The organism is Actinoallomurus sp. NBC_01490 (genome assembly GCF_036227085.1).
Lineage (GTDB): Bacteria > Actinomycetota > Actinomycetes > Streptosporangiales > Streptosporangiaceae > Actinoallomurus > Actinoallomurus oryzae.
Genome location: NZ_CP109433.1, coordinates 552,437 through 568,424, shown reverse-complemented (window position 1 = coordinate 568,424; position 15,988 = coordinate 552,437). Strand labels below are relative to the sequence as shown.

At 69.8% G+C, this 15,988-nt stretch carries 19 protein-coding genes and 1 tRNA gene; 10 read left to right on the top strand and 10 right to left on the bottom strand.

What is annotated here, in order from left to right:
* Positions 1 to 145: 145 nt before the first annotated feature.
* Positions 146 to 1,225: an IS110 family transposase gene (locus OG417_RS02960; protein WP_329262089.1), complete on the top strand. Its 1,080-nt coding sequence runs from the start codon at positions 146 to 148 to the stop codon at positions 1,223 to 1,225.
* A gap of 85 nt (positions 1,226 to 1,310) precedes the next feature.
* Entirely contained in the window at positions 1,311 to 1,697 is a 387-nt protein-coding gene (locus tag OG417_RS02955; RefSeq protein ID WP_329249338.1) for a hypothetical protein, read from the top strand.
* Positions 1,698 to 1,874: 177 nt separating this feature from the next.
* Here the strand turns inward: OG417_RS02955 and OG417_RS02950 are convergent, their stop codons facing one another.
* Positions 1,875 to 2,246 (bottom strand): hypothetical protein, encoded by a 372-nt coding sequence (locus OG417_RS02950; RefSeq protein ID WP_329249335.1) that lies wholly within the window; start codon positions 2,244 to 2,246, stop codon positions 1,875 to 1,877.
* Between the two features lie 168 nt (positions 2,247 to 2,414).
* Here OG417_RS02950 and OG417_RS02945 point away from each other — a divergent pair, with 168 nt between their 5' ends.
* Positions 2,415 to 2,738 carry a tyrosine-type recombinase/integrase gene (locus OG417_RS02945; RefSeq protein ID WP_329249332.1) on the top strand — a complete coding sequence of 108 codons (324 nt, stop codon included), beginning with the start codon at positions 2,415 to 2,417 and terminating at the stop codon, positions 2,736 to 2,738.
* Positions 2,739 to 2,845: 107 nt separating this feature from the next.
* On the opposite strand, the gene OG417_RS02940 is transcribed toward OG417_RS02945, so the two are convergent.
* Positions 2,846 to 2,935, bottom strand: a tRNA-Ser gene (locus tag OG417_RS02940).
* 161 nt (positions 2,936 to 3,096) lie between these two features.
* Between OG417_RS02940 and OG417_RS02935 the strand changes: the two genes are divergently transcribed.
* Entirely contained in the window at positions 3,097 to 3,612 is a 516-nt protein-coding gene (locus tag OG417_RS02935; protein WP_329249329.1) for a hypothetical protein, read from the top strand.
* A 9-nt stretch (positions 3,613 to 3,621) separates the two neighbouring features.
* On the opposite strand, the gene OG417_RS02930 is transcribed toward OG417_RS02935, so the two are convergent.
* Entirely contained in the window at positions 3,622 to 5,229 is a 1,608-nt protein-coding gene (locus OG417_RS02930; protein ID WP_329249326.1) for a fatty acid--CoA ligase, read from the bottom strand.
* Positions 5,230 to 5,342: 113 nt separating this feature from the next.
* A complete protein-coding gene (locus OG417_RS02925; protein WP_329249323.1) occupies positions 5,343 to 5,882 on the bottom strand; it encodes a SigE family RNA polymerase sigma factor in 540 nt (179 codons plus the stop codon).
* 223 nt (positions 5,883 to 6,105) lie between these two features.
* On the opposite strand from OG417_RS02925, the gene OG417_RS02920 reads away from it, so the two are divergent.
* The 3 genes from OG417_RS02920 to OG417_RS02910 all read left to right on the top strand — a co-directional run bounded on the left by OG417_RS02920 (position 6,106) and on the right by OG417_RS02910 (position 8,269).
* Complete coding sequence (locus tag OG417_RS02920) at positions 6,106 to 7,056, top strand: hypothetical protein (RefSeq protein ID WP_329249319.1); 951 nt, start codon at positions 6,106 to 6,108, stop codon at positions 7,054 to 7,056.
* A complete protein-coding gene (locus tag OG417_RS02915; protein WP_329249316.1) occupies positions 7,056 to 7,856 on the top strand; it encodes a MauE/DoxX family redox-associated membrane protein in 801 nt (266 codons plus the stop codon). The genes OG417_RS02920 and OG417_RS02915 overlap by 1 nt, the downstream gene beginning before the upstream one ends.
* A gap of 86 nt (positions 7,857 to 7,942) precedes the next feature.
* On the top strand, positions 7,943 to 8,269 hold the full coding sequence (locus tag OG417_RS02910) for a TFIIB-type zinc ribbon-containing protein (protein ID WP_329249313.1): 327 nt from the start codon (positions 7,943 to 7,945) through the stop codon (positions 8,267 to 8,269).
* A 199-nt stretch (positions 8,270 to 8,468) separates the two neighbouring features.
* Here OG417_RS02910 and OG417_RS02905 read toward each other — a convergent pair whose 3' ends face one another.
* The 4 genes from OG417_RS02905 to OG417_RS02890 all read right to left on the bottom strand — a co-directional run bounded on the left by OG417_RS02905 (position 8,469) and on the right by OG417_RS02890 (position 11,670).
* Complete coding sequence (locus OG417_RS02905; RefSeq protein WP_442875650.1) at positions 8,469 to 9,650, bottom strand: ATP-binding protein; 1,182 nt, start codon at positions 9,648 to 9,650, stop codon at positions 8,469 to 8,471.
* Between the two features lie 206 nt (positions 9,651 to 9,856).
* The gene (locus OG417_RS02900; protein WP_329249307.1) at positions 9,857 to 10,432 is read right to left on the bottom strand and encodes a TetR/AcrR family transcriptional regulator; all 576 of its coding nucleotides are present in this window, start codon (positions 10,430 to 10,432) and stop codon (positions 9,857 to 9,859) included.
* Positions 10,433 to 10,436: 4 nt separating this feature from the next.
* Positions 10,437 to 11,084: a maleylpyruvate isomerase family mycothiol-dependent enzyme gene (locus OG417_RS02895; protein WP_329249303.1), complete on the bottom strand. Its 648-nt coding sequence runs from the start codon at positions 11,082 to 11,084 to the stop codon at positions 10,437 to 10,439.
* 112 nt (positions 11,085 to 11,196) lie between these two features.
* The gene (locus tag OG417_RS02890) at positions 11,197 to 11,670 is read right to left on the bottom strand and encodes a MarR family winged helix-turn-helix transcriptional regulator (protein WP_329249299.1); all 474 of its coding nucleotides are present in this window, start codon (positions 11,668 to 11,670) and stop codon (positions 11,197 to 11,199) included.
* Between the two features lie 91 nt (positions 11,671 to 11,761).
* Between OG417_RS02890 and wrbA the strand changes: the two genes are divergently transcribed.
* Positions 11,762 to 12,412, top strand: coding sequence for an NAD(P)H:quinone oxidoreductase (gene wrbA, locus OG417_RS02885; RefSeq protein WP_329249296.1), 651 nt, complete (start codon positions 11,762 to 11,764; stop codon positions 12,410 to 12,412).
* Positions 12,413 to 12,458: 46 nt separating this feature from the next.
* Positions 12,459 to 13,895, top strand: coding sequence for an MFS transporter (locus OG417_RS02880; protein ID WP_329249295.1), 1,437 nt, complete (start codon positions 12,459 to 12,461; stop codon positions 13,893 to 13,895).
* Positions 13,896 to 13,978: 83 nt separating this feature from the next.
* Here OG417_RS02880 and OG417_RS02875 read toward each other — a convergent pair whose 3' ends face one another.
* Positions 13,979 to 14,974: a pirin family protein gene (locus OG417_RS02875; protein ID WP_329249294.1), complete on the bottom strand. Its 996-nt coding sequence runs from the start codon at positions 14,972 to 14,974 to the stop codon at positions 13,979 to 13,981.
* A gap of 229 nt (positions 14,975 to 15,203) precedes the next feature.
* Between OG417_RS02875 and OG417_RS02870 the strand changes: the two genes are divergently transcribed.
* The gene (locus OG417_RS02870) at positions 15,204 to 15,665 is read left to right on the top strand and encodes a MarR family winged helix-turn-helix transcriptional regulator (protein WP_329249292.1); all 462 of its coding nucleotides are present in this window, start codon (positions 15,204 to 15,206) and stop codon (positions 15,663 to 15,665) included.
* On the opposite strand, the gene OG417_RS02865 is transcribed toward OG417_RS02870, so the two are convergent.
* Positions 15,662 to 15,982, bottom strand: coding sequence for a hypothetical protein (locus OG417_RS02865; RefSeq protein WP_329249290.1), 321 nt, complete (start codon positions 15,980 to 15,982; stop codon positions 15,662 to 15,664). The genes OG417_RS02870 and OG417_RS02865 overlap by 4 nt on opposite strands.
* Positions 15,983 to 15,988 lie beyond the last annotated feature (6 nt).

The window sequence follows — 15,988 nt, the reverse complement described above, 5'->3', positions numbered from 1 at the left end:
CGTGTGTGGATTGGGACGATTGGCCGCCCGGCGCCCCGGCGACGACCCTGGCCGCTGATTGAGAATTGCGAACACGTCGCTGTGTAGGGATGCGCCGGCGAGGTCGTCTTCGGGAACAGGTGCCACTCGATCCAGGGAGACGGCGTTGCAGCAGGTGTGGGCCGGTGTGGATATCGGCAAAGCCCATCATCACGCGGTTGTGATCGATGCTGAGGGCCGCCGGCTGCTGTCGCGGCGGGTGGCCAACGATGAGCCCGTGCTGCGGGAGCTGATAGCCGAGGTCCCGGTATCGGCGGATGAGGTGACCTGGGCGATCGATGTGCGCAGCGGAGGCGCCGCGTTGCTGGTGACGCTGCTGCTCACCGACGGCCAGAAGGTCTTCTACCTTTCCGGTCACATGGTCAACCGGGCCGCCGACGGCTACCGCGGTGAGGGCAAGACCGACGCGCGCGACGCCGCCATCATCATCACCGACCAGGCCCGGATGCGCCGTGATCTACGGCCAGTGCTCGGCGAGGACGAACTGATCGCCCTCGCCCACAAAGGTCCCCTGATCCTGCTCACCGGCGCGAACACCCCCGCCGCCGTCCGCGGGCTGGCCCCGGAGGAGCTGACGTCGTGGCCGCGGCACAACGGAGTACGCAATGGCGCCGCCGCCCTGGCCGATCGTGTCATCCGCGCGGCCCAGTCCCAAACCGTTGTCCTGCCCGGTGAACGCATGGCCGCACGGCTGGCAGCCGAACTCGCCAAGCACACATTGACACTCACCGAGCAGATCGAACACACCGAAACGCTCATCGAAGACCGGTTCGCCCGCCACGAACTGGCCGAGGTGATCACCAGCATGCCCGGCATCGGGACACTGCTCGGCGCCGAATTTCTCGCCGCCACCGGCGGAAACATGACCGTGTTCGCCTCCGCCGACCACCTCGCCGGCTACGCCGGCCTGGCCCCACGCCCCCGCGACTCCGGCCGGATCAGCGGCAACCGGCACCGCCCACGCCGCCACAACCGCGACCTCAACCGAGTCTTCTACACATCCGCACTGATCAGCGTCCGCTACAACCCCGAATCCCGCACCTACTACGACCGCAAACGCGCCGAAGGAAAACTCCACACCCAAGCCGTCCTCGCCCTCGCCCGACGACGCGTCAACGTCCTATGGGCCCTCATCCGAGACCGGCGCTGCTACGAGCTCACTCCACCCGCGCGCCAGGCGGCGTGAAGACTCCGTTTTCGAGATCCAGGACGGTCGCCCCATCACTGGCCCCAACCGCACATGCGCCAAGGGACCCTTAACATTCTCGGGTATGTCGTTTGATGTGACCGTCTACGGGCCGACAACCGATTCGAAGGAACAGGAGGAGCTTTACCAGCAGCCGCTTGGCGGCCATGGCACGGTGACTCGCTACTGGCTACAGCCCGCGGAACATCTGGGATTGACGTTCCTCCCACGCCTGTCCAGCGGGATGCTCACAGTGGAACACCACCAGCTGACGGCCTTCGCGCAGGAACTCAAACTCCTACCTCGCCATTGGGTCACGTCAGTCCCCGACGATGCATCCGTGCCCGGCACCATCGCAGGCCGTGATCTCACAACCCCACTGCTGGTGCACCTACTGCACAGGCTCGCCCTCCTCCGAGCAGCCATCCGGATCGCCGAACTAAGCGGCGGCCACCTCTACATCTCTGGTTGACAACCCGATTGCAAATCGTCCCACCCCAGAGGGGAAGCAGGCCAGGCCCGCTGGGCTTGTCCTGGGACGGAGGCAGAGGGGATGACCCGGCTTCCACCCCAGCCACCGACTACCGTGCGCCGCGTGCGGCCCAACTCCATCCCCGAGCCTGAGGCCCCCCGCCGGGAGGCATGTGGTCTAGCCTCGACCATCGCGATTGGACGGCCAGTCCTCCATGGCTGTGACGATCTCAGCCAGGCAGGTCTCGAAGACCGCGGCTTCGACATCGCCGCTTCTGAACCCTCTCCAGAGGTCAACGAGTCGCTCTTCCCACTCGCCGAACTCGATGACCTTGTCAGCCAGCGTGAGACCGTCGAGGGACGGCTTCCCAACCTCCAGCATCCATCGAGTTGCAGCCGCGTCGGCCGTGATGCCACGACCCGCCAGTTCGACCACCCTGAACGGCACTCTGGGATGGGATGCCACGCCAAGGAACACGCCCAGCGACACCGAGTTCCGTGGTGGCGATCCCAACGCCTGCCCATCGGATGGCACGTCCTGTTCCGCCATGCGCCAACCCTTCCCGTACCCGATCAACGATCCGCGCTGGGTCATTAGACAGCATCCCGTGATCCGGGGAGCGGGGCTCCCGTCCAATCGCCGAAGGCGACCCGGCGGGCGAACGAAGTGAGTTGGCCGGCGGCCCTGCGGCCGTCCCGTGACGAAGGTCCGGGGCCGATGGGCTGGAGAGAATCCACGGTTGGGTCTTCGTCCGGCGGGGCCGCCCGATCGGCACGGCTGGAGGGACCGGCGTCCACGCCGCACGCCCGTAGGGCGTGCCGGAGCGGGCGGCCTGCGGCGGCGCGCAGCGCCGGCGTGCGAGAGGTCCGGGTCCACGACACCAGGCACACCACGGGAACGATGCTGATCGAGCAGGAGGTGAACATCCGAGTTGTCCAGGAAGTCCTCGGGCACACCCGCGTGACCACCACCGAGCGCTACACGCACGTAGCCGCCGCCCAGGTCCAGGACGCGGGCAACTGGATGGGTGCCGCCCTGTGAGGCGAGGGATGACAACTGCAACGCGAACTGCAACTGAGGCCGGACAGGCCCCGAAACGATCAAGGGCCCTCCTCGGCACGTACGCGGGGAAGGCCCTGATCAGTGAGCGGAGGCTCGGGGATTTGAACCCCGGATGGACGATAAGCCCAAACCGCATTAGCAGTGCGGCGCCATAGACCGGACTAGGCGAAGCCTCCTGGTAGCCCTCAGGCCGCACACAGGGTACCGGGCAACCAGGCCTCCCGGCAAAGTGGATGCCTCGTCCCCGCCGCATCGTTGGCCATACGTCGGAACATTGGCCCCATTTCGTGCGTCCCACCATGTACCAGGCTTTACAGACGAACGTACCGGGGGTGGCATGGAGCGGGCGAGGGACGACGTCTTGGTGGGGCTGTCGCCCGAGGAGCGGGTCAGGGCCTGTCTCGGGATGGTCTCCGACGGCACCACGGCGTCGGACGACGACATCCAGGGGCTCGGCGGCGATCTCATTCAGCAGGTCGACGACGACCAGCCGGCGCCGCTGGCGTTCGCCTACCGGTGTTTTCTCGAGCTCGCGGGGGCCGGCGCGGGGCGGTTCCTCCAAGGGTGTGACGTCTTCCACCCCCACGTGCTCGGGCTGCGGCGGGCCGCCGAGGAGCTGCTGGCCGGAACAGGCCTCGCGCTCACCGGTGAGGATCGCGTCATCCTCATGCACCAGGGCACGCAGTTCGACTTCCTCCGCGGCGCGGGCGAGGATCCCGAGGTCTGGTCCTACTGCGAGGATGACACCGCTCCCACGCGCAGCCACGCGAGGTTCACCGACTGGCTGTTCGCCAACGTCCAGGAGCAGACCCACGCCTGGGCGCACTTGGCATACTGGCCGAAAATCTCTTGACAACGCCAGTCAGGAATCGGCCCGTACGACCTCCAGTCCGCCATCGGCGTACATCTGGCGCAAGGTCTTCTTGGAGAACTTGCCCACCGACGTCTTGGGCACCTCGGCGATGAAGGTCCACCGCTCCGGCAGTTGCCACTTCGGCACGCGCTCGGCCAGGAACGCGCGCAGGTCCCGTGCCGACACCTCCGCGCCCGCGCGGAGGACGACCGAGGCCAGCGGGCGTTCCTCCCAGCGGGGGTCCGGTACGCCGACGACCGCGGCCTCGATCACGTCCGGGTGGGCCATGAGGTGGTTCTCCAGGTCGACCGAGGAGATCCACTCGCCGCCGGACTTGATGACGTCCTTGGCCCGGTCGGTCAGGGTCAGGTAGCCGTCGGGGGAGACCATGCCGACATCGCCGGTGCGCAGCCAGCCCTCGTTGAACTTCGAGGGATCCTCGTCCTTGTAGTACGCCGCGGTCACCCACGCGCCGCGCACCTCGATCTCGCCGACGGCGGTGCCGTCGGACGGCAGGACGCGGTCCCCGTCGCCGACCACCCGGGCCTCCAGACCGCTCATGAAGCGCCCCTGGGTCGCGCGGTACGGCCACGGGTCGCCGACGCCGGGCGGCGGGTGGGCGACCGAGGCGAGCGGTGACGTCTCGGTCATCCCCCACGCCTGCACGATGTGCACGCCGAGCTCCTCGAACCCGCGCATCAGCGACTCCGGGACGGCCGATCCGCCGCAGGGCACCAGGCGCAGCGAGCTCAGGTCCGAGCCGTGCTCGCGGGCGTACCGCAGCAGATCGTTCCAGATCGTCGGTACGGCGCCGGACACGGTCGGGCGCTCATCCTCGATGAGGCGTGCGAGCGGCTCCGCCTGCAGGAACCGGCCGGGCATCACCAGTGACGCGCCGGCCATGAGCGCGGCGTACGGCAGACCCCACGCGTTGGCGTGGAACATCGGGACCACGGGCAGCACCCGGTCCGCGGCGGACAGCGCGAAGGCGTTTCCCGTACAGGCCGCCATCGAGTGCAGGTACGCCGAGCGGTGCGAGTAGACGACGCCCTTGGGGTTGCCCGTCGTGCCGCTCGTGTAGCACATCGCCGCCGCCTGGCGTTCGTCGAGCTCGGGCCAGTCGTACGTCTCGGGCGCCCCGGCCAGCAGTTCCTCGTACGAGTGCAGCGTCTTTCCCGACGACGACAGCGCGGACATGTCGGCGTCGCCGATGACGATGACGTGCCGTACGGTCTTCATCTTCGGCAGCACGGGGGCGAGCAGCGGCACCAGCGAACCATCGGCGATGACGATCTCGTCCTCGGCGTGGTCGGCGATGTAGACGAGCTGGTCGGCGGACAGGCGGACGTTGAGGGTGTGCATGACGGCGCCCATCGACGGGATCGCCAGGTACGCCTCGAGGTGCTCGGTGGTGTTCCACTGGAAGGTCGCGACCCGCTGGTCGGCGTCGATGCCCAGGTCACGCAGCACGTTCGCCAGGCGCGCCGCGCGCCGGCCCAGTTCGGCGTACGAGGTGCGGCGCACCCCGTCGCCCGTGAAGGTGGCGACCTCGCTGTCGCCGAAGATCCCGGTGCCGTATCGCATGATCGAGGAGATGGTCAGTGGATAGTCCTGCATCGTGCTCCACACGGCGGCCTCCACGTTCGAGGGTGGTGAGTCGGATTCTGTCCCGACCGTGCGCGCTTGTCAGCACCCTGCGATCAACGAAGTGGCGTGAGTTCGGCGGACGGTCACTCGAGCGAGGCGAGTTCGCCGGCGGCCTCGTCGCGGAGCTTGGCCATGGCGCGGGAGACGGTGCTCTTGACCGTGCCGACGCTGACGCCGAGGGCCTCGGCGATCTCGGTCTCGGTCAGGTCCTCGTAGTAGCGCAGGACGACGGCGGCGCGCTGGCGGGCGGGCAGCCGGTCGAGGATCCGGTCCAGGCCGTCGCGGAGCTCGCTGCGGCGCGTGTGGTCGGCGATCGGGGTGTCGGGCAGCTCGTCGGTGGGGTACTCCTCGAGCTTCCTGCGGCGCCACCACGAGATGTTGATGTTCACCATCGTGCGGCGCACATAACCGTCCAGCGCGCCGCGGTCGTTGATCCGCTCCCAGGCGAGGTAGGTCTTGGTCAGCGCGGACTGGAGAAGATCTTCGGCGTCGGCCCGGTCCGCGGTCAGCAACATGGCCGCACGCAGCAACGTCGGCCGTCGCGCGGCCACGAAGTCATGGAACTCGTCCTGCGGTAGTGCGCCCACGTGACCGTCCGGAAGCCTGGGGAGTGCTGTTGCCACCAGGCCCGACGATCGCATGAAGATCGTAATTATGGACCAAGTCGAATCTCATATTCCGGTCAACACACCAGGCCACATCGCGAATAATTGTCACGTATTTCCCTCGAGGTTCATTGGTTTATTTGGACAAAGGAGTCGACAGAAGGAGGGCTCGGGGTAAGTCTTGACATGCAGTCTTACTCAACGCCTGACGACTTACGATCATCAAGCTCCGGAGACCCCCATGCCGTCGCCCACCCGCGATCTCGTCCTGCGCCGACGCCGGCTCCGCGAAGCCGTGTCCGGCGACCGGGCGTCCGAGCCGTACGACGCCGGTGCCCGCCCCCTGCACGGCGTCGAGGGTACGGTCGTCGACGCCAGCCCACACCTGCTCGTCCTGGCCGCACCGGACGGCGAGGAGGTGCGCATGCCGATCGCGGCCGACGTGTTCGTCTGGCACGCGGGCAAGGCGGGCGTGAGCGCCCTCCGGTCCGGCCGTGACGTCGTCGTGCGCCCGTCCCGCACCGGCGGCGCGGTGGCCGAGCGCGTCTGGGTCGACATCACCCGCGTGACCGGGGTCATCGCCGGCCGGTCCGGGCGCGCGATCGAGGTGGACTGCGGCCCCCACCGCGGCCGTACGGCGCTGGTCATCCCGGCCGAGGCCATGACGCGCATCCGGGTGCGTCACCCGCGGCTGGAGCCCGGCGCGCTGATCGACGTGATCGGCGTACGCCGGGGCGGTGAGATCCACGGCCTGCTGCCGGCGTCGAAGTCGCCGCAGCCGGCCTCGCACGCCGAGCATCCGCCGGCCCACCGTTCCGGATCGGTGCCGCGGATCCTGCGCGGCACCGCGACCTGGTTCGACGGTCCCGCCGGGCGGCGCGGCGCGGCCTATCCGGCGCTCGACCCGTACGGCGACGCGGGTGGCTGCGGCACGGGTCCGGCCGCGCCCCTGCCGTTGCCGCTGCTGTCGATCGCCAGCGAGGTACACGTCCGCAACGACTGCACCGGCCTGGCGACGCGGGTTCCGGTCATCGAGTGCGGTTGCGTGGCGGCGCGCTTCTGCGACCGCTGTGTCTGCTGCGGCATCTCGCCGCGCGGCCGGGTCATCGAGCTGACCAGGGCCGCCTTCGTCGACCTCGGCGGCGACCTCGACGCCGGGTGCTTCAACGTGACCGCACGAGTGGACTTGTGATGACCGAGGCTGTACGGGAGTTGCAGATCCCGTTTCTGGCCAGTGTGCTGCTGCTGGCCTGCACCGCGAAGCTGACCGTACGCGACCCCGACCCCGGGGCCGTGCCGCACCGCCGACGCCCGTTCGTCTACGGCGTGGCCGTCGCCGAGGGCACGATCGGCGTCGCCCTGCTGGTGACTCCGATGGGCCTGGTACGTCTGGCCTGTGTGGTGTTCTTCGGCACGGCCACGTGGATCATCGGTGACCTGGCGCGGCGCGGCACCGACGAGGGATGCGGGTGCTTCGGCGGCCTCAGCTCGGCCCCGGCCGGACGGCGCGGGCTCGTCCGCGCGGCGCTGCTGACGGTCGCGGCGGTCGCCTCGGCCGGCGTTCCGGAGACCGGCGCCGCGGTGCTGAGCCGGGCCGGCGCCGGGGCGGTGCTGATCCTGGCGGCGGAGACCGCGCTGCTGCTGACGCTCTCGCCGGAGCTCGCCCTCGCCGTCGAACGCTCCCGCAAGGCGACGCCGTGCGAGGTGCTCGACGTGCCGCTGGAGCAGACGCACGCGCGGCTGCGGGCGAGCGACGCGTGGCGCGAGTACGAGGACGACCTCACCTCGGCGCGGCCCACCGAGACATGGCGTGAGCTGTGCGTTCGCTACGTGGTGTACCCGGCGCGGATCGACGGGCGGGCGGCGGAGGTGGTGTTCGCCGTGCCGGTCGACGGACGGCGGCAGCACGTGCGCGCCGGGATCGTCTGGGCGGGCGGGCACGAGGAGCAGGACGACGACTCCGGCCCCCGCCGCATCCACACGCCCGCCTGAGTCTGCCGACGTATAGCGCTCTCTTGCACGTCGGCTAGAAGGCCTTATAAGGAACTCGACTGCGCCTATGCCGCGTTGAACCGGGCGTGAGCGCCGTAACGTGTCCGAAGTGTCAGGGTCAGATGCGCCAGTACGAGCGGAGCGGCATCGTGGTGGATCAGTGCGGCGAGTGCCGCGGCATCTTCCTCGACCGTGGCGAGCTCGACCACCTCATCACCGCCGAGTCACAGTGGTCCGGCAACCCGGCCGGTCCCGGCTACGCCTCTCCGGCCGCGCCACCGCCGCGGTATGAGGACCACCGATACGAACAGCACTACGACGACGATCGCCGGTACGAACAGCGCCCCTACGGCGACAAGTATCGGCACAAGAAGAAGCGGCGGAGCTTCTTCGAGGACCTCTTCGACGACTGAGTGACCCCGGAGCATTCCCCTGTGGCCGCCTGGCGAGTACGCGGGCGGCCACAGGCGTGTTCGGGGCCATCGGGTTTTCTACTCCTCTCTAGCGAATGAGCAAGACAGGCGAATATTCGCCAACAGGCAGCGCGCCGATGGCGTTGTCTACGGCTTTCTAGCCGCAGCGCAAGAGTGACCTAGAGAGCGGTAGCGGCGCTCAGACCGGCTGCGATCTGAGGAAATGACCGAAGTGCGGGACGGTGAAGGCGACCAGGCCGCGCTCGGCGCTGTAGATGAGGCCCTTCTTGATCAGGCCGTCACGGGCGGGCGAGAGGCTGGAGGGCTTGCGGCCCAGCTCGTCGGCGACGTTGGCGGTGGGCACCGGCTCGTCGCCGAGCGAGGCCATCGCCCGCATGTAGTCGCGCTCGGCGGGCGTGGCGCGTTCGTACCGGCTGCCGAAGAAGCCGACCGCCAGCTCACCCTCGGCCTCCGGCGCGGCGACGCGGACGTCACCGTCGTTGATCGGCGTCTCGGGCGCGATGTCCCAGGCGACCTTGCCGTACGCCTGGACGAAGTAGGGGTATCCGTCGGCCGCGTCGTACAGCGCGTCGAGCGCGTCCTGGGTGAAGGTGACGCCCTCGCGCTCGGCCGGGGCGAGCAGGGCGAGGTCGGCGGCGTCCCGGTCGAGCCGGTCGATGCGGGCGTAGCGGAACAGCCGCTCGGAGTAGGACTTGCTCGCCGACAGCACGGCCGGCAGGTGGGGCAGGCCGGCGCCGACGACGATGAGCGGGCCGCCGCTCTGCGACAGCTCGTGGCAGGCGGCGCAGAGCGCCGAGACGTCGTCGGCCGGGATGTCCTGCATCTCGTCGACGTAGAGGGCGATGCCGACGCCGAGGTCGGTGGCGACCGAGGCCGCGTCGACGAACAGCTCGGTGAGGTCGATCTCCAGGTCGCCGGAGTCGGCCCGGCCGCGCGCGGCGGGCACGTCGATGCCGGGGTTCCAGCGGCGGGGGGCGGCCTTGCCCTTGGGCGGCTCGGCGTCGGCCTGCGCGAACGCCTTGAGCACACCGAGGAACTCCTCGATGCGGTCGGGCGCGCGGTGCCGGGGGGCCAGCTCGCGGATGGCCATGTGGAGAGCGGAGGCGACCGGGCGGCGGATCGACTGGTCGGGCCGCGCCTCGATCTTGCCGGTGCCCCAGAGCTTCTGGATCGCCATCGACCGGAAGGTGTTGAGCAGCACGGTCTTGCCGACACCCCGCAGCCCGGTGAGGATCATGCTGCGCTCGGGGCGCCCGCGGGCGACACGCTCCAGCACGACGTCGAACTGCTGGAGCTCGCGATCGCGGCCCGTCAGCTCGGGCGGTCGCTGTCCGGCACCGGGGGCGTAGGGATTGCGCACGGGGTCCACGCTCTCGGACTTTATGAGGGGATATAGCTGGGGCCGTAGATTTCCGTAGAAAGTGCTACGGCGTGTCGCGCGATGCCGTGGACGGCAGCGCGTCGCGACCGGAGCGGTAAGGGTCGCCACCGGCCCCGCCTCCCTCATTGCTGGTCGAAACTCTGTTCGAAGAGGTTCATCACCGTAGCGCACGAGGCGAGGCGCCGTCAGGAGAAGCGGCGCTCTTTTTCGAACAAAGAATCGACCAGGGCATTCATGGCCGCGCCCATTTCCGTACGCCGGTCCGGCGTGTCCGCGATGACCAGCCCGGCCTGGAGCAGCGCCCCGAACAGCAGATGGGCCGGCGGCTCGGGCGGCCCGGCCACGAGCTCGCTCACCGAGGCCCGCAGCAGCCGCCGGGCGCAGTGAGGGTCGTCGAACCGCAGCGAGCGATCCCAGCCGAGCACGAGCGGACCCTCGGTGAGCAGAATGCGCTGGACCGGCGGCTCGAGGCAGGCGTCGAGGTAGGCGGCCACGCCCGCCTTGAGCGCGGCGATGCCCTCCCGGCCCCGCGCGGCGGTCCGGCAGCGCTCGAAGATGTCGCGCTCGATCGCCTCGTACGCGGCGCGGAACAGCTGCTCCTTGTCGGCGAAGTGGTGGTACAGCGCGCCGCGGGTGACGGCGGCACGCCGCACGATCTCCGTCGTGGAGGTGCCGGCGAAGCCCTCGGCGGTGAACAGCGCGACGGCCGCGTCGACCAGCGCTCCGCGCGTCGCCTCGCCCTGTTCGGCCTTGCGGCTCATGGGGTCATCGTAGGGAGTGGACGTTGACGCTCGCGTCCAGTCCGAACTCCCCCGGGTCCGCACGGCCGGTGGCGACGAGCAGGAAGCGCATCGGGTCGCCCCGCAGCACCGGCCCTCCCGTGCCGATGGAGCGCTCGTCGAGCCCGTCGAGGGCCAGGCGCGCCGGACCCCAGCCGAGGCGTTCGAGCTCGTCGCCGACCCAGTGGAGGCTCCCGCGCAGTCCGGGCCCGCGCGCACTGTCGCGGCCCAGGGCCGTACGGACGTCGTCGGCGTGGACGAAGGTGTCGTACCAGAGCGTCAGGATGCCGTTGCCGATCGTGCGCCCGGCGACCGGGCTCGGGGCCGCCCAGTCGTCCTCGCCCAGGCCTTCGAAGAACGGCCGTAGGCGCGCCGCGGCCTCACGGAGGCGTCCGGCGAGCGCGGCGGGCGTCTCGTCGTGGAACGCCCGCGCCTGCTCGTCGGGCGTGCGCGTGCCGATCCGCCCGGTCATCGTGTCGACCGCGGTGCCGACGACGTGGCCCGCGACGTGGCGCACCTGCCAGCCCGCACACCGCGTCGGCGTCCGCCACTCCTCGCCGGTCAGCGACGCGAGCAGCGCGGCGAACGCGTCGTACTCCTCGAAGAGCCCGGTGATGACCTCGGTACGTCGCATGGCGCCTCTCCGTCCGGTCGAGATGCCGCCACTTTTACATACATGCAGCCTGTATGTATAGACCTTCGACCGACTCGTCGGAGCTTGAGCGGCGACCGAACGGCCGGTGGCGTCAGCGAGCCGCGTCTCTTTCGGCGTCGCCGCGATGGTGGGGGCGTTTGGTGTCGACGTTGCCGGCCAGAGTGTTGAGGAGGTCGGGTAGCTCTGCCACCGTCAGGGCGGTCAGGCCGGTGACGGTCTCCTGTGCCAGGGCGCACCACAGCTGCTTGATCCGGTCGGTCAGGGCTCTGCCGCCGTCGGTGAGTTCGACGACGGTGGCGCGCTGATCGTCGGGGGCGGGGCTGCGGCGGATGTGACCGGCGGCTTCCAGCTTGCGGGCCATGAGTGTGACGCTGGGCCGCTCGATGCCGAGCGCCTCGCTGAGCTGGGCCTGGATCATCGGGCCGGTCCGGGCGAGTTCGAGCAGGAGCGCCTCCTGGCCGGGGTGCAACCCGAGCGGTGCCAGCAGTTCGGCGGCCCTGGCCCGGTGGCGCAGGCTCAGCAGGCGGATGGCCTGGTTGATGGTGTCGGCTTGATCGAAGTCCACGAACGCTCCTTGACAACTTCGTTATGCGCATAACTATTATGCGCATAACGTTATCCGCGTAACAAATCTACGCGACCATGAGGGAGCCGACATGACCGCGAAGGTCGCCGTCATCTACTACAGCGCGACGGGCACCGTACACGCCCTGGCCGAGGCCGTTGCCGAGGGCGCCGCCTCGACCGGGGCCCAGGTGCGACTGCGGCGGGTCGCCGAGCCGGCGCCCGACAGCGCGACCGCCGAGAACCCGCAGTGGCGGGAGCACGCCGACGCCGCCGCTGCAATCGCCCAGGCCACGATCGAGGACCTGGCGTGGGCCGATGCGTTCGCGTTCGGGACGCCGACGCGGTTCGGCACGCCGGCCGCGCAGCTCAAGCAGTTTATCGACCAGGCCGGCGGCCTGTGGCAGGAAGGCGGCCTGGCCGACAAGCCGGTGACGGCCTTCACCTCGGCGCACAACCGGCACGGCGGTAGCGAGGCCACGCTGTTGTCGCTGGGCAATGTGTTCTACCACTGGGGAGCGCTGATCGTCCCGCCCGGGTTCACCGACCCGGCCGTGTACGCCGCCGGCGGCAACCCCTACGGCGTCTCCGCCGTGACCGGACCGACCGGGGACGACCTCAAGAGCGCGGCCCTGGACGCTGCCCGTTACCAGGGACAGCGGCTGGCCCAGATCACGATCCGGCTGCTGACGGGCAGCCACGTCACCGGCACCGGGCTCGAAACGACCCTCCAGACGGCGTGAGCGGCGCGCCGTCACCTCGACCTCTTCCCACCTTCAGGAGACGCTTGTGACCTCCCGGCTATCCGCCATCCCCATGATGGGCAGCCGCCCCAGAGCACGAACCGGCCCGGCGTGGATGATCCTGGCGCTGGTGTGCGCCTGCCAGTTCATGGTGATCCTGGACTCCTCCATCGTGAACGTCGCGCTGCCCTCGATCGATCGAGACCTCGGCTTCGCACCCACCGGCCTGGCCTGGGTGGTGAACGGCTACCTGCTCACCTTCGCCGGCTTCATGCTGCTCGGCGGCCGGGCCGCCGACCTGTTCGGCCAGCGCCGGACGCTGACCGCCGGCCTGGTGCTGTTCTGCGCCTCGAGCCTGGTCGCCGGCCTGGCGCCCCTACCGCAGATCCTGGTGGCGGCCCGCGTCACACAAGGCGTGGGAGCCGCCCTGCTGGCCCCGACGACGCTGGCCGTGATCAACACCAGCTTCCCCGAGGGCCACCGGCGCGCCCGCGCGTTCGGCGCGTGGTCGGCCGCGGGCGGTGTCGGCGGAATGGCCGGCGCCGTCGCGGGCGGTGCCCTCACCACCGGCCTGTCCTGGCGATGGGTCTTCTTGATCAACGTGCCGATCGGCGTTGTCCTGATCGCAGCGGCCATGAGGGCGCTTCCCGGCACCCGAACCGCCCGACGGGAAACCCTCGACATCGCCGGCGCGGTCACCGGCACGACAGGACTGGCCGCGCTGATCTACGGGATCATGCACAGCACCGACCACGGCTGGACGTCCCCGGCGGTCCTCGGGTCGACCGTGGCCGGCCTGCTCCTGCTCGCCGTCTTCACCGTGGTGGAGGCACGTTTCGCCGCCCACCCGATGATGCCCCTGCGGCTACTGCGCATCCGGAGTGTGATCGTCGGCAGCGGCATGCTGCTGCTGTTCGGTGGGATCGCCATCGCGATGTGGTACTTCACCTCGCTGTTCCTGCAGAACGTCCTCGGCTACGGCGCGCTTCAAGCCGGACTCGGGCAGACCCCCGCGGCGGTGACGTTCATGATGATCGCGCGATCGGCCGCCGCACTGCTACCACGCACCGGCGTACGCCCCTTGATCCTCGCCGGCAGCGCCTGCTTCCTGGCCGGATTCGGCTCGCTCTCCCAGGCCCACGCCGACAGCGGCTACCTCACCGGCATCCTCGGACCCACATTGCTCATCGCCACCGGCATCGGACTGACCTTCCCCACCCTCATGGCCGCCACCACCGCCGACGTACCCGACCGCGACGCGGGAACCATCGGCGGCCTGGCCCAGACCGCCGGCCAGGCAGGCGGATCACTGGGCCTGGCGGTGCTCGCCACCGCCGCCACCCGGACGGCGGCCGGTGGGAGCTCCCCCGTCGCCCTCGCCACCGGCTACGACCGTGTCTTCCTCATCGCGGCCGGACTCGCACTGGCCATCGCAGCGGCCAGCCTGCTGCTGCCACGACACCGGCGCACGGCGCCTAGCTGACACCGGCCCGAGCGGCCCCCATCGCCGGACTGTCGGCATCTTGGCTTCCGGGCCACGGCTCGCTGACGCCACCGACCGTCCGGTTACTGCTCGAGCCCCTCGTCCGCGCTGCTCCGGTGCGGCACGCGCTCGGCCGGGACGGTGCCCATCCGGCCCGCCTGGAAGTCCTGGAAGGCCTCGATGATCTCCTCGCGGGTGTTCATCACGAACGGCCCGTAGCGCGCGACCGGCTCGTGGATCGGCAGGCCGCCGAGGACCAGGATCTCCCAGCCGCTCCGCGACGCCAGGGGTTGCGAGTCGGCGGCGGTGACCGTCAGCGCGTCGCCGTGGCCGAACACCGCGAGCTGCCCCTCGTCCACCGGGCGCCCGTCCGGCCCCGCCGTGCCACGGCCGCTCAGGGCGTACACCAGGGCGTTGAAGTCGCGCGGCCACGGAAGCGTGAGCCGCGCGCCGGGGGCGACGGTGGCGTGCAGGTACGTGATCGGCGTGTAGGTGACCCCCGGACCCTGGTGCCCGGCCAGCTCACCGGCGATCACTCGCACGATCGACGAGCCGTCGTCGCTGCTCAGCAGGGCCACGTCGCGGGACTCGATGTCCTGGTAGCGCGGCGGCACCCACTTGCGCTCGCGGGGCAGGTTCACCCACAGCTGCACGCCGTGGAACAGGCCGCCCGAGGCGACCAGCTCCGGCGGGGGCTGCTCGATGTGCTGGATCCCGGCGCCGGCGGTCATCCACTGGGTGGCGCCGTCGGTGATGAGACCGCCGCCACCGGTGGTGTCCTGGTGCTGGAACGCACCGTCGATGATGTAGGTCACGGTCTCGAAGCCGCGGTGCGGATGCCAGGGTGTGCCTCGCGCCTCGCCGGGGGCGTACTCCACCGCGCCCATGTGGTCGAGCAGCAGGAACGGGTCCGCGAGCGAGAGGTCGACGCCCGGGAAGGGCCGGCGGACCTCGAAGCCCTCGCCCTCGAGGTGGCGCGCGGCGGTGATGACGCGGCGGACGGGACGCCAGGCGGTGTCCTGCTCCGGGAGCCGGGGAAGTCGTGTCAGGGTCAGCGGATCGGCGGTTACGGCAGGCATCGTGCCCTCCTCGGTCGGGTTACACGCCGTGCAACCAAGTTGAATTTTCAACTATTCCTGGAGCTGCCGCTCCGGTGACGCTGCCGTCAGAGTAGCCGTTCCGGTTGAAGTTTCAACGTCTGCGCAGGTCACGAAAACACTCGCCCGGCCGGACGACCGATGAGATCATCCGAGGAGCGGCCGGGTGCCGAACTTTGTTGAATATTCAATTAAGCGGTAGGATCGAGATATGACCGAACCGCGCTGGCTCGACGCCGCTCAGCAGCGCGACTGGCGTGCCTACGTCGAAGGCAGTGTGCGGCTGGCCGATCTTCTCGACCGTGACCTCAAGTCCAAGCACGGCCTGACCATGGCCGAGTACGAGATCCTCGTACGCCTGTCGGAGGCGCCCGAGCGGCGGCTGCGCATGGCGGAGCTCGCCGAGGTCGCCAGCCAGTCGCGCAGCCGTCTCTCCCATACCGTCTCGCGCCTGGAGTGCAAGGGCCTCGTGGCGCGCAACAACTGCGGCGCGGACAAGCGCGGTGTCTTCGCCGAGCTCACCGACGACGGGTTCGCGTTCTTGTCCAAGGCCGCCGTCGACCACGTCGCGACGGTACGCGAGTTCTTCGTCGACGTGGTCGACCCCGCCGACCTTCAGGCCATCGGCCGCGCGTTCACCGCCATCGCCGCCCAGGTCGCCAAGGCACGCTAGACCCTGGGGTTCAGGCCGGTGCAGAAGCCGAGCGAGAACAGCGTCAGGAAGGTCCAGCCGCACATCAGCCCCACGCCGTACAGGCGCATGAACCCGGTCATCTTCCACGCGAGGAAGCCACCGAGCCCCCACGCCAGCAACATCAGGGCTAACGCCTGTGCCACCAGGTTGGTGTCGTGGTCGTGCATGATGTTTCGTTCGAACGCGGAGTACATCATGATCGCGTCCACCAGGATGAATGTGCCGAGTCCGCTGCCCACCGCGGTGATCTCGCGCATACCGAGCGGCGGGCGGCGCTTGGGGTCCGTTTCCTCCATGATCGG

What these genes read in the sequence shown, in the direction of transcription:
- OG417_RS02865 (WP_329249290.1), bottom strand. Translation starts at nt 15,982, where the DNA reads ATGGAGGAAACGGACCCCAAGCGCCGCCCGCCGCTCGGTATGCGCGAG.
- OG417_RS02930 (WP_329249326.1), bottom strand. Translation starts at nt 5,229, where the DNA reads ATGCAGGACTATCCACTGACCATCTCCTCGATCATGCGATACGGCACC.
- OG417_RS02920 (WP_329249319.1), top strand. Translation starts at nt 6,106, where the DNA reads ATGCCGTCGCCCACCCGCGATCTCGTCCTGCGCCGACGCCGGCTCCGC.
- wrbA (WP_329249296.1), top strand. Translation starts at nt 11,762, where the DNA reads ATGACCGCGAAGGTCGCCGTCATCTACTACAGCGCGACGGGCACCGTA.
- OG417_RS02955 (WP_329249338.1), top strand. Translation starts at nt 1,311, where the DNA reads ATGTCGTTTGATGTGACCGTCTACGGGCCGACAACCGATTCGAAGGAA.
- OG417_RS02915 (WP_329249316.1), top strand. Translation starts at nt 7,056, where the DNA reads ATGACCGAGGCTGTACGGGAGTTGCAGATCCCGTTTCTGGCCAGTGTG.
- OG417_RS02900 (WP_329249307.1), bottom strand. Translation starts at nt 10,432, where the DNA reads ATGAGCCGCAAGGCCGAACAGGGCGAGGCGACGCGCGGAGCGCTGGTC.
- OG417_RS02875 (WP_329249294.1), bottom strand. Translation starts at nt 14,974, where the DNA reads ATGCCTGCCGTAACCGCCGATCCGCTGACCCTGACACGACTTCCCCGG.
- OG417_RS02935 (WP_329249329.1), top strand. Translation starts at nt 3,097, where the DNA reads ATGGAGCGGGCGAGGGACGACGTCTTGGTGGGGCTGTCGCCCGAGGAG.
- OG417_RS02870 (WP_329249292.1), top strand. Translation starts at nt 15,204, where the DNA reads ATGACCGAACCGCGCTGGCTCGACGCCGCTCAGCAGCGCGACTGGCGT.
- OG417_RS02895 (WP_329249303.1), bottom strand. Translation starts at nt 11,084, where the DNA reads ATGCGACGTACCGAGGTCATCACCGGGCTCTTCGAGGAGTACGACGCG.
- OG417_RS02945 (WP_329249332.1), top strand. Translation starts at nt 2,415, where the DNA reads ATGGGCTGGAGAGAATCCACGGTTGGGTCTTCGTCCGGCGGGGCCGCC.
- OG417_RS02950 (WP_329249335.1), bottom strand. Translation starts at nt 2,246, where the DNA reads ATGGCGGAACAGGACGTGCCATCCGATGGGCAGGCGTTGGGATCGCCA.